The organism is Pseudomonas sp. Z5-35 (genome assembly GCF_051131945.1).
Classification (GTDB): domain Bacteria; phylum Pseudomonadota; class Gammaproteobacteria; order Pseudomonadales; family Pseudomonadaceae; genus Aquipseudomonas; species Aquipseudomonas marvdashtae.
Map to the genome: position 1 here is coordinate 3,368,305 of NZ_CP071640.1, position 10,615 is coordinate 3,378,919.

At 59.9% G+C, this 10,615-nt stretch carries 11 protein-coding genes; 7 read left to right on the top strand and 4 right to left on the bottom strand.

The annotated features are described in order from the left end of the window. The first annotated feature begins 361 nt into the window (after window positions 1-361). Complete coding sequence (locus tag J3P95_RS15365; RefSeq protein ID WP_434580665.1) at window positions 362-2,020, top strand: nitrite/sulfite reductase; 1,659 nt, start codon at window positions 362-364, stop codon at window positions 2,018-2,020. Next, window positions 2,004-2,498 (top strand): DUF934 domain-containing protein, encoded by a 495-nt coding sequence (locus J3P95_RS15370; protein ID WP_053121484.1) that lies wholly within the window; start codon window positions 2,004-2,006, stop codon window positions 2,496-2,498. The genes J3P95_RS15365 and J3P95_RS15370 overlap by 17 nt, the downstream gene beginning before the upstream one ends. Window positions 2,499-2,574: 76 nt before the next feature. Here the strand turns inward: J3P95_RS15370 and sohB are convergent, their stop codons facing one another. Then, the gene (sohB, locus tag J3P95_RS15375; RefSeq protein ID WP_434580663.1) at window positions 2,575-3,606 is read right to left on the bottom strand and encodes a protease SohB; all 1,032 of its coding nucleotides are present in this window, start codon (window positions 3,604-3,606) and stop codon (window positions 2,575-2,577) included. 258 nt (window positions 3,607-3,864) lie between these two features. Between sohB and J3P95_RS15380 the strand changes: the two genes are divergently transcribed. From J3P95_RS15380 to J3P95_RS15390, 3 genes are all read left to right on the top strand, one after another. Continuing rightward, on the top strand, window positions 3,865-4,575 hold the full coding sequence (locus J3P95_RS15380; protein WP_434580661.1) for a histidine phosphatase family protein: 711 nt from the start codon (window positions 3,865-3,867) through the stop codon (window positions 4,573-4,575). A gap of 52 nt (window positions 4,576-4,627) precedes the next feature. After that, window positions 4,628-4,945, top strand: a complete 318-nt coding sequence (locus J3P95_RS15385; RefSeq protein WP_434557654.1) for an SCP2 sterol-binding domain-containing protein — start codon at window positions 4,628-4,630, stop codon at window positions 4,943-4,945. Window positions 4,946-5,097: 152 nt separating this feature from the next. Next, a complete protein-coding gene (locus J3P95_RS15390; RefSeq protein WP_434580659.1) occupies window positions 5,098-5,961 on the top strand; it encodes a LysR family transcriptional regulator in 864 nt (287 codons plus the stop codon). A 67-nt stretch (window positions 5,962-6,028) separates the two neighbouring features. On the opposite strand, the gene J3P95_RS15395 is transcribed toward J3P95_RS15390, so the two are convergent. Then, complete coding sequence (locus J3P95_RS15395) at window positions 6,029-6,262, bottom strand: YdcH family protein (RefSeq protein WP_434557656.1); 234 nt, start codon at window positions 6,260-6,262, stop codon at window positions 6,029-6,031. A 217-nt stretch (window positions 6,263-6,479) separates the two neighbouring features. On the opposite strand from J3P95_RS15395, the gene J3P95_RS15400 reads away from it, so the two are divergent. Together J3P95_RS15400 and J3P95_RS15405 are read left to right on the top strand one after the other, a co-directional pair. Further along, the gene (locus J3P95_RS15400) at window positions 6,480-7,001 is read left to right on the top strand and encodes a DUF4142 domain-containing protein (RefSeq protein ID WP_434557657.1); all 522 of its coding nucleotides are present in this window, start codon (window positions 6,480-6,482) and stop codon (window positions 6,999-7,001) included. A 225-nt stretch (window positions 7,002-7,226) separates the two neighbouring features. Continuing rightward, complete coding sequence (locus J3P95_RS15405) at window positions 7,227-7,880, top strand: Pr6Pr family membrane protein (protein ID WP_434580657.1); 654 nt, start codon at window positions 7,227-7,229, stop codon at window positions 7,878-7,880. Window positions 7,881-7,961: 81 nt separating this feature from the next. On the opposite strand, the gene J3P95_RS15410 is transcribed toward J3P95_RS15405, so the two are convergent. Together J3P95_RS15410 and J3P95_RS15415 are read right to left on the bottom strand one after the other, a co-directional pair. Beyond that, on the bottom strand, window positions 7,962-8,243 hold the full coding sequence (locus J3P95_RS15410) for a hypothetical protein (protein WP_434557659.1): 282 nt from the start codon (window positions 8,241-8,243) through the stop codon (window positions 7,962-7,964). Between the two features lie 94 nt (window positions 8,244-8,337). Then, window positions 8,338-10,449 (bottom strand): ATP-binding protein, encoded by a 2,112-nt coding sequence (locus J3P95_RS15415; protein ID WP_434580656.1) that lies wholly within the window; start codon window positions 10,447-10,449, stop codon window positions 8,338-8,340. Window positions 10,450-10,615 lie beyond the last annotated feature (166 nt).

Consider the following 10,615-nt stretch of genomic DNA (forward strand, 5'->3'; position numbering starts at 1 on the left):
ATAATCAGGAACAGAATGGCCCAGGCATCAACGGTACTGTCGCTTTTCCTTGCTTTGGTCGGATTGCTCATTGCATCGCCTCTTGTCGGTTTTGTAGGTGATTGCATAGGGACTCGACCACAGTTAAGACGATGATTGCCCGTACGACAAATGTGGGTTAGGCAATAATCGATCTCATTAGTCGATTTGGTTCTTTACATATACTCAAACATCACTTTTGCGCATAACTCAAAACAGGTATCTTGCACCGGCTCCTCTAGGAGTGCGCGGCCGTGCGCGCAGAATTGCCGAGGCAGAACCCGATTTCAGCGAGCCACCTGCAGCTGTTTCTGATCGGCCCAAGCCTGAGAACGAGACTTATATGTACGTATATGACGAGTACGATCAGCGGATCATCGAGGACCGCGTCAAGCAGTTCCGGGATCAGACCCGACGCTATCTGGCAGGCGAGCTGAGCGAAGAAGAATTCCGCCCTCTGCGCTTGCAGAATGGCCTGTATATCCAGCGCTTCGCCCCGATGCTGCGCGTGGCGGTGCCTTATGGTCAGTTGACTTCGCGCCAGGTGCGCAAGCTGGCCCAGATTGCCCGCGACTATGACAAGGGCTACGCCCACATCAGTACCCGGCAGAACGTCCAGTACAACTGGCCTGCCCTGGAAGACGTGCCGGAAATTCTCGCGGAACTGGCCACGGTGCAGATGCACGCGATCCAGACCAGCGGCAACTGCCTGCGCAACGTCACCACCGACCAGTTTGCCGGTGTTGCGGCCGACGAGGTGATCGACCCGCGCCCATGGTGCGAAATCGTCCGTCAATGGACGACGTTCCATCCGGAATTCGCCTACCTGCCGCGCAAGTTCAAGATCGCCATCAACGGCTCGGGCTCGGACCGCGCCGCTATTGAAGTCCATGACATCGGCCTGGAAACGGTCTACAACGCCGCAGGTGAGCTGGGCTTCCGTGTGCTGGTGGGTGGCGGCCTCGGCCGTACCCCGGTGGTCGGAGCGTTCATCAACGAGTTCCTGCCGTGGCAAGACCTGTTGAGCTACCTCGACGCCATCCTGCGCGTATACAACCGCTACGGTCGTCGCGACAACAAGTACAAGGCGCGGATCAAGATCCTGGTCAAGGCCCTGACGCCTGAAGTGTTCGCCGAGAAGGTCGAAGCCGAGATGGCCCACCTGCGCGGCGGCCAGACCACCCTGACCGAAGCCGAAGTGCAACGCGTCGCCAAGCATTTCGTCGACCCGCAATACAAGGCTTTGGACAATGGGGACGCCGAACTGGCTGCCCTTGACAAGGAACATCCCGGTTTCGCCCGCTGGCGTACCCGCAACACCCTGGCCCACAAAAAGCCGGGCTACGTTGCAGTGACCCTGTCCCTGAAGCCCACCGGCGTTGCGCCGGGCGACATCACCGACAAACAACTGGACGCCGTCGCCGACCTGGCCGACCGCTACAGCTTCGGCCAGCTGCGCACCTCCCACGAGCAGAACATCATCCTCGCGGACGTCGAGCAGAGCCAGTTGTTCACCCTGTGGGGCGAGTTGCGCGAGCAAGGTTTCGCCACGCCGAACATCGGCCTGCTGACCGACATCATCTGCTGCCCCGGCGGTGATTTCTGCTCCCTGGCAAACGCCAAGTCGATCCCGATCGCCGAATCGATCCAGCGCCGCTTCGACGACCTCGATTATCTGTTCGACATCGGCGAGCTGGACCTGAACATTTCAGGTTGCATGAACGCCTGCGGCCACCACCACGTGGGCCACATCGGCATCCTGGGCGTGGACAAGAAAGGCGAAGAGTTCTACCAGGTCTCCCTCGGCGGCAGTGGCAACCGCGACGCCAGCCTGGGCAAGATCCTTGGCCCGTCGTTTGCCCAGGACGCCATGCCTGACGTGATCGAGAAACTGATCGACGTGTACATCGAACAACGTACCGAAGACGAGCGTTTCATCGACACTTATCAACGTATTGGCATCGACCTCTTCAAGGAACGCGTCTATGCAGCGAATCATTAAGAACAACGAGGTCATCGACGAAACCTGGCACCTGCTGCCCAAGGACGCGACCTTCGATGGCATTTCCAACTGCGATGACTTGATCGTGCCCTTGGCCCTGTGGCGCGACCATGCCCACGCCCTCAAGGCCCGCGACGGCGGTCTGGGCGTGTGGCTGGACGCCGACGAGGAAGCCGAAGAAATCGGCGATGACGCCAATCAGTTGCAGGTCATTGCCTTGAACTTCCCGGCCTTCACCGATGGGCGCAGCTACTCCAACGCCCGCCTGTTGCGTGACCGTTATGGCTTCAAAGGCGAATTGCGGGCGATTGGCGACGTGCTGCGCGACCAGCTCTTCTACATGCGCCGCTGCGGTTTCGACGCCTTTGCCCTGCGGGCCGACAAAGACCCCTATGAAGCTCTCGAAAGCCTCAAGGACTTCTCCGTGACCTACCAGGCCGCTACCGACGAGCCGCTGCCGCTGTTTCGTCGTCGCTGATAACGGGAAAACGAAAAAGCCCTGATCCGGGTGCACCGGATCAGGGCTTTCTTATTCACCGGTCAATGACCGCGCGTTACCAGAACCGCTGCTGCGTCAGGCGACTCCACCAGCTCAGCAGCACGCGGTCCACCGAACCGCTGGCGGCCATGCCAATACGCTCTTGCAGGCTTTTACGTTCGGCATAGTGCAGGTGATAAAGCTCAGCGGTCTTGGCCCGTTCGGCCAGGTATTCGTCGCTGGTTTTCAGCTCGTCAACCAGACGCTTGCTCAGTGCGGCAACACCCAGCCAGACTTCACCGGTCGCCACTTCATCGATGGCCAGTTGCGGGCGATAGTTGGCCACGAAGTTCTTGAACAGCTCATGAGTAATGTCCAGGTCTTCCTGGAATTTCTCCCGGCCCTTCTCGGTGTTTTCACCAAACACGGTCAGGGTCCGCTTGTATTCGCCGGCTGTCAGCACTTCGAAATCGATGTCGTGTTTCTTCAGCAGGCGATTGACGTTGGGCAACTGGGCGACGACGCCGATGGAGCCCAGGATGGCGAAGGGGGCGCTGATGATCTTCTCGCCGATGCACGCCATCATGTAGCCGCCGCTCGCCGCGACTTTGTCGATGCACACCGTCAGCGGCACGCCGGCCTGGCGGATCCGCGCCAGTTGCGACGAGGCCAGGCCATAGCTGTGAACCATGCCGCCACCGCTTTCAAGGCGCAGCACCACTTCATCCTTCGGGGTCGCCAGGGTCAGCAGCGCGGTGATTTCGTGGCGCAGGCTTTCGGTGGCGGAAGCCTTGATGTCACCGTCGAAATCCAGCACGAACACCCGAGGCTTGGCGGCCGGCTTGTCTTTTTGTTTCTTCCCGGCTTTTTCAGCCTTGCCTTCGGACTTGCGCAGGGCCTTGAGCTGGTCCTTGTCCAGCAGCGTCTGCTCCAGGCGCTCGCGCAACCCTTTGTAGAAATCGTTGAGCTTGCTGACCTGCAACTGCCCGGCCGACTTGCGTCGCCCCTTGCTGCGCAGCGCAGCAAAACTGGCCATGACCACCAGGATGGCGATCACCAGCGTCACCGTCTTGGCCAGGAAACCGGCGTATTCGACAAAAAACTCCACAGCGACTCCTTAAATGCAATGCGCCACTGAACGCAGGCGCGTAACGCTGCCAGCATACCCATGCGCCTGCCCTGCTGCCAGCCATGAAATCTGTGGTTACCTTAGCGTCCGCCAAGGTGAAGCCAAGCACTCAAGGGGGCAGGCTCCCTCGCTATGGGCTGTAACGACCATTTCAAACAAGCGTATGTTTTTTCATTGACAGGCCAACGCCATCCTCATAACCTCGCCAAACCTTCAACGTACCGGGATGACGCGGACGTGGGCAGCATTTATCTGATTCGACATGGCCAGGCCTCCTTCGGTGCGGACGACTACGATGTCCTTTCGCCCAACGGCATACACCAGGCGCAAGTGCTGGGCAGCCATCTGGCGGAGCTCGGGGTCGTGTTCGATCGCTGCCTCTCGGGCGACCTGCGTCGCCAGCAGGACACCGCCATCGGCGCGCTAGGCCAGATGGCCGCCGCCGGGCTGCCGGTTCCAGAACTGGAAATCGACGCCGCGTTCAATGAATTCGATGCCGACGCAGTGATCCGCGCCCTGTTGCCGGACATGCTGCCCGAAGAGCCCGAGGCCCTGCATATCCTGCGTAATGCTGCGCAGAACCGCGCCGAATTCCAGCGTATCTTTGCCTTGATCGTCGAGCGCTGGCTCGCTGGCCAATACGACCCGCCGGGGCTGGAAAGCTGGCTGGGTTTCGTCGAGCGCGTCCAGGCTGGCCTGCAGCGCCTCCTCGAAAAGGCCGACAAGACCGACAAGATCGCCGTGTTCACCTCCGGCGGAACCATTACCGCCCTGCTCCACCTGATTACCCAGATGCCTGCCCGGCAGGCCTTCGAACTGAACTGGCAGATCGTCAACACCTCGCTCAACCACCTGAAATTCAGGGGCCGCGAGGTGGCCTTGGCTTCCTTCAACAGTCATGCGCACCTGCAACTGCTGAAGACCCCGGACCTCATCACCTTTCGCTGAGTCCGGATTACTTGCAGACCCTTGCTGTACCACCCAAATAAGGACCGAAACCATGACCTCCGTAGCCGACGCCGTAAAAGCCATGCAAGCCAAGTTCAACCCAGCCGCCGCTGCCGGCCTGGACCTGGTGTTTGGTTTCAATATCACTGACGAAGACAAGCAGTACGCGCTGATCGTCAAGGATGGCACTTGCGACATCCAGGAAGGCGAGAACCCCGACGCCAATTGCACACTGATCATGGACAGCGAAACCCTCAAGGGCATCGTCAGCGGCGAAACTGACGGCATGCAAGCCTTCATGGGCGGCAAGCTGCGCGTCGAAGGCGACATGATGCTATCGATGAAGCTGTCCGAGCTGTTCCCTTCCTGAGATCGGCTCGCGCCACCGCTGTAGCCGAATCCCGCCCTTGTGGCGGGATTTTTGTTTCCTCTGCATGGCCACCGCATCGCGAGCGGATCATGGTGGTATCGGACAAAACTGCCAGCTCTTACAATGCCCGCTTCCCCCGCAACGGCCCGACCATGGACATCGACCTCGCCCGCACCTTCCTGGAAATTGTCCGCCACGGCAGCCTCGCCGCCGCGGCTGAAAAGCTGCACGTCACCCAGACTGCAATTACCGCCCGGGTACAGAAGCTTGAGAGCCAGCTCGGCTGTGGGTTGTTCGTGCGCAACCGGGCCGGCGCCCGGTTGACCGCCGATGGCGAAGCCTTCGTGGTCTATGCCAATCAGCTCGTACAAACCTGGGAGGCCGCTCGCCGCGACCTGCCGTTGCCCGAGGGTTATCGCAACGTTCTGCACCTCGGCGGAGAAGTCAGTTTGTGCAACCCCTTGATGCTTGCCTGGGCCGGGGCGCTGCGCCAGGCAATTCCCGGCCACGCCCTGCGCATGGACATCCGTGACGGGGAAAAGCTGTTGCAACAACTGGAGCTGGGGCTGCTGGACGCAGCGGTGGTGTATCAGCCCGAATACTGGCCAAGGCTGCAAGTCGAACAGCTTTTGGAAGAAAAGCTCATCCTCGTGCGCCTGGCTGCTCACCCCGAACCCTACGTGTACATCGATTGGAGCGCCGATTTTCGCCGGCAGCACGATACAGCGCTGCCGGACAAGGCCAAGGCCGCCGTGACCTTCAATCTCGGCCCCCTGGCGTTGCAGTACATCCTGGAAAACGGTGGCAGCGGTTATTTCCGCACGCGGGTCGTGCAGAGCTACCTGGACAGTGGAATCCTCGAGCGGGTGCCCAAGGCGCCGGAGTTCAACTACCCGACCTACCTGGTGTATTCCAGGGATCGGGATTCGGCGGCGTTGCAGCAGGCATTCGAGGTGTTGCGGGGGATCGTCAAGACGGGCAGCGATTGGTCCCAGCGCTGGGATCCGCTGGGCTGATGCCCCGGTATCTGTGGCGAGGGGATTTATCCCTCGCCACAACGGTTCTTAGCTAATCGCCATCCTGCTACCTCTGCACCAACTTGGCGATCTTGTCCTTGGTCTGCAAGCGTTCTTTCTTGAGTGTCTCCAAAGCAGGATCGGAAAGCGTGACGGGCGGCTTCTCGGCGTTCACGACCTCGGCATCGATTCGCGCATACTTCTTGAGCAATTCGTCGAGCGTCGGATCCTCGCTACGTTTTTGCTGGATGTGGTCTGTTGTGCAATCAAGATCCTGGCAAAGATCATGGGACACCGGCATGGAGCACCTCCTTCATGAGTTCGGTGGCACGTGCTTTTCTTGGCACTGCCTGTCATCAGCATGGCCTTGCCGGTCGGCTTCTGTCGACCGCCAATCCGACCAGCGGTGACCGTTCGTCGTCCCGCCATGCGCTGCGATCAAACCTTCACCCGCGTATCGCCCTCCATTGATCAGTGACCACAAGAAACACTTGTACAACCTGTGTGGAGACTTACCTATGGACAGATTTACCCTGCGTCAACTCGGCCTGGCAGTTGCCTTGAGTACCAGCATGGGCATGGCATGGGCCGCGACGTCCAACGACTTCGTCGACAACGCGGCGGCCGGCGGCATTGCGGAAATCGAAACCAGCAAGCTGGCATTGCAAAAAAGCCAATCGGCGGACATCAAGGAGTTCGCCAACAAGATGATTACCGACCACACCAAAGCCAATGAAGAGCTGAAGGCGCTGGCGCAAAAACATGACATCGAAGTCCCTGACGACACCACGTTGATGAAGAAGGCCAAGGCCAAGATTCTTGATGTGCGCGATGAGTCCTTCGATCCGGCCTACGCCAATAACCAGGTGATGGCCCATGAAGAAACCATCGCCCTGTTCAAGAAGGAGGCCGAGACCGTCACCGACGACAAGAAGCCCGGTAATACCGAACTGAAAGCGTTCGCCCAGAAAATGTTGCCGGACCTGCAGCATCATCTCGAAATGGCCAAGAAACTTCAGGCTGCTCATCCAAGCAAGTAACACCGCAAGTCCCGGGGCCGTCCTCACGGAAAGACGGCCCCGCTCCCTTCTCTTTGCCCTGCAATAACTCCCTGCCCCTGCTACCGCCGGTCGGCACTGTCAATTCCTACAGTAGAAACTGTTGCTGTGCTCTCCTAGGGTCCCGCTCAACAGACACCTGTTCATGAGCGTCCAACCTAATGGGGGCTTTGCCGTTGCAGGTTTCGTTTAGCCAGGAGCGAAATCATGAGCGATAAGCTGGTATTGACTCGAAGCGGCAGCGGCATCGCCGTGAAGATTGCAGCACTGTTGGGATGGTTTGCCTTGACTCTCCAACTCTGCCTGATCCTTGTCTCGCGTTGGCAGGGCGGCAAGAGTCTGCTGGGAGGGGTGGACATTTTCTTCAGCTATTTCACTGTGTTGACCAATATTCTCGTCGCACTGGTGTTGAGCTATGCCGCCACCTCAGGGGATTCGGCATTGCGCCGGTTTTTCCTGAACCCCAAGGTCCAGGGCGGTGTGGCCGCTTCGATTGTACTGGTCGGGCTGGCCTACAACTTGCTGCTGCGCCATGTCTGGGATCCGCAAGGTTGGCAATGGGTGGCCGACGAATTGCTGCACGATGTGATGCCAGTGGTGTTTATGCTCTATTGGTGGTTCTGCGTGCCCAAGGCACCGCTGCAATGGCGGGATATCGGACCATGGCTGCTTTATCCGCTGGCTTATTTCATTTATGCGCTGGTGCGGGGCGCCATTGTCGACTCGTATCCTTATCCGTTTATCGAAGTGAACACGTTGGGGCTTACGCAAGTGTTGATCAACGCGGTCATGGTGCTGGTGGGGTTCGTGCTGGTGTCGCTGGTGGTGGTCGCCCTGGATCGCTGTAAGGGCACGCGCTGAGCGGCTGAAGCCAAGGGGTATGATCCATTCCCGGTGTGCACTGCCTTGCCGCACACCGGGGGGAACCTGTCCATCTGGCAATCAACCGCCGTCAGTGTCGATGTCAGCATCCGTGCTGTCATCGGACTTAGGCCGATCAGGATCAGGCTCGAAACCTGGACTGAAGGTGTTGTCATTGTCCTGGTGATGTTGTTTCTGATCGACCTCGCTATCAGCGCTCTGGGCCTCGTCCGCCCCAGGTGGGCTCACCGGTTGGGCGCCCGACGAGTTGGCCTGGGTCTGCGGATCAATGGCCGGGTCGTTGCGCGGGGACGTGGTCTGCGTCTGGCCTTGCTGCTGCGTATTTGCAGGCTTGTCGTTCATAGGCACCTCTCATGACAGGGCCGGCTAATGACCGGCCTTGGTTATTCGAAGGTCGCGAAGGGGCCTGGGTTCCATTTTGTTTACAGTGTCGCGTTCACCCGCCCAGTACTGACCTGACCATCCGGGTCAGCGCCTCCGGGTTATAGGGTTTGCTCAGCAAATAAGTGTCGGGACTCAATTGATGGTTGCGCGAGATGATGTCGCGCGTGTGCCCCGAGGTGAACAACACGGGCACCGGTGGGATCTGGACCTTGGCCCAGGCCGCCAGGTCGGAACTCTTGATCAGGCCGGGCATGACCACGTCAGTGAAAATAAGATCCACCGCGACGCCTTCCAGCAAGAGCTTCATTGCCTCGTCGCCGTTGGCGGCGGTCAAGGTCCGGTAACCGGACAGTTCGAGCAAGTCCACCGAGGCGCTGCGCACTTCATCGTTGTCTTCCACCACCAGGATCGTTTCCTGTCCGCCGGAGGCGAGTGTGCGCTGGTGCGCCGGATCCGAGGCTTCAGGCTGGTGGCTGCGCGGGAAGTACATGTGCACCTGGGTACCTTCCCCCGGGCGGCTGGAGATTTCAATATGACCGCCGCTCTGCTTGACGAACCCGAAGACCATGCTCAACCCGAGCCCGGTGCCCTGGCCGTCGGTCTTGGTGGTAAAGAATGGCTCGAACACTTGGTTCAGGACTTCCGGCGCCATGCCTGCGCCGCTGTCGATCACCGACAGTCGTACGTAATCGCCGGCAGCGACGCCCTTGCCAACGCAGGATGATTCATCCAGCACGATGTTGTCGCCGATCATGCTGATGACGCCTTCGCCGCCCATGGCATCGCGGGCGTTGATCGCCAAGTTCAACAGGGCATTTTCCAACTGGTTGCGATCGACATGGATACACCAAGGCTCAACGGGCAACGAGACCTCGATCCGAATGGTTTCGCCCAAGGCCCGTTGCAGCAACTCGCCCAGGCCATCATAGATGCGCCGTGGGTTGTAGACCGCCGGCGACAATGGCTGGCGTCGGGCAAAAGCCAGCAGTTGCGATGACAACTTGGCGCCCCGCTCCACGGCTTCGATTGAAGCCCCCACCCGCCGCTGCACGTTGGGATTGTCAGGTTCGTGACGAGCCAGCAAGTGCAGGTTGCCGGCGATCACCTGCAACAGATTATTGAAGTCATGGGCCACGCCGCCGGTGAGCCCACCGATGGCCTCGAGTTTCTGCGACTGGCGCAACTGATCTTCAGCCGCCAACCGTGCCTGTACCTCGTCGGCGACGCGTTGCTCCAGATCGCGGGTGAACTTGAGCAATGAGGCTTCGGCGGTCTTGCGCTCGTTGATATCGATCAGCACACCGGGAAAGCGCAGGGGCTTGCCCAACGCATCGAACTCGCATCGACCGCTGGCCAGCACCCAAAGGTAATCGCCCTCGCCACGGCGCAGACGGTATTCAGCGGTGTAGGGTGTGCCCGTGCGCACCGTCAAATCGACCCGTTGCTCAACGTCTTCAAGGTCATCCGGATGGATACGCTGGCGTGCGATTTCGATGGGCAATGCGTCCAGCGGACATTCCGGCGGATAGTCGAACGTACGCGCGAAACGCTCATCGCCAGACAGGGTGTCGGCCTGGATATCCCAGACAAACGAACCCAGCAACGGCCCGGCCGAGAGCGCCAGTTGGATGCGTTCATTCACCGCACGGTAACCGCGCTCAGCCTCTTGCCGGGCCCGCTCGGTCAGTACCAGTTCGGTGGTTTCCACGACGATGGCCAACACGCCCGCCGGTGTGTGATCGTCGTCGGGCACCGGGCTGTAATAGAGGTCCATCCAGACATCTTCGGGCTTGCCATCGCGCAGCAGCACCAGCTCCTTGCTGCGATAGGACAACGTGCCACCGGCCAGGCACACGTCCAGCACGTGGCGATTGAACTCGGCCACTTCCGGCCAGCCCAACTCCACCGCGCGTCCCAACAGATAGGGATGACGGCCGCCCGCAAACTCGGCATAGGCGTCGTTATAAATCATGAAGCCCTGGCGGCCCCACAACATGACCATTGGCAAGGGCGAAGCCAACATCAATTGGACGGCGCTGCGCAGGCTGGCGGACCAGTGCTCGATCGCGCCCAGTTCGGTGCGACCCCAATCGTACGCCCGGATGCGCCGGGCCATTTCGCCGTCCCATCCGGGACACCCGTTATTCTGGGATAAGAACTTCATGGAACGACTCTCACCTCAAACTACCAGCAGGGAAGCGGCATACCACAAGTCCCTTGTGCTAGTGCTTCGAGCGCAAGGTTGGCAATTGGTTTCATGCGGCAGGTGCGCGCCGCTCCCCGTGGCGAGGGAGCTTGCTCCCGCTGGGGGGCGCAGCCGCCCCAAATCG

What these genes read in the sequence shown, in the direction of transcription:
- J3P95_RS15395 (WP_434557656.1), bottom strand. Translation starts at nt 6,262, where the DNA reads ATGCCGGTGTCCCATGATCTTTGCCAGGATCTTGATTGCACAACAGAC.
- J3P95_RS15410 (WP_434557659.1), bottom strand. Translation starts at nt 8,243, where the DNA reads ATGAACGACAAGCCTGCAAATACGCAGCAGCAAGGCCAGACGCAGACC.
- J3P95_RS15405 (WP_434580657.1), top strand. Translation starts at nt 7,227, where the DNA reads ATGAGCGATAAGCTGGTATTGACTCGAAGCGGCAGCGGCATCGCCGTG.
- J3P95_RS15370 (WP_053121484.1), top strand. Translation starts at nt 2,004, where the DNA reads ATGCAGCGAATCATTAAGAACAACGAGGTCATCGACGAAACCTGGCAC.
- J3P95_RS15390 (WP_434580659.1), top strand. Translation starts at nt 5,098, where the DNA reads ATGGACATCGACCTCGCCCGCACCTTCCTGGAAATTGTCCGCCACGGC.
- J3P95_RS15400 (WP_434557657.1), top strand. Translation starts at nt 6,480, where the DNA reads ATGGACAGATTTACCCTGCGTCAACTCGGCCTGGCAGTTGCCTTGAGT.
- J3P95_RS15415 (WP_434580656.1), bottom strand. Translation starts at nt 10,449, where the DNA reads ATGAAGTTCTTATCCCAGAATAACGGGTGTCCCGGATGGGACGGCGAA.
- J3P95_RS15385 (WP_434557654.1), top strand. Translation starts at nt 4,628, where the DNA reads ATGACCTCCGTAGCCGACGCCGTAAAAGCCATGCAAGCCAAGTTCAAC.
- J3P95_RS15365 (WP_434580665.1), top strand. Translation starts at nt 362, where the DNA reads ATGTACGTATATGACGAGTACGATCAGCGGATCATCGAGGACCGCGTC.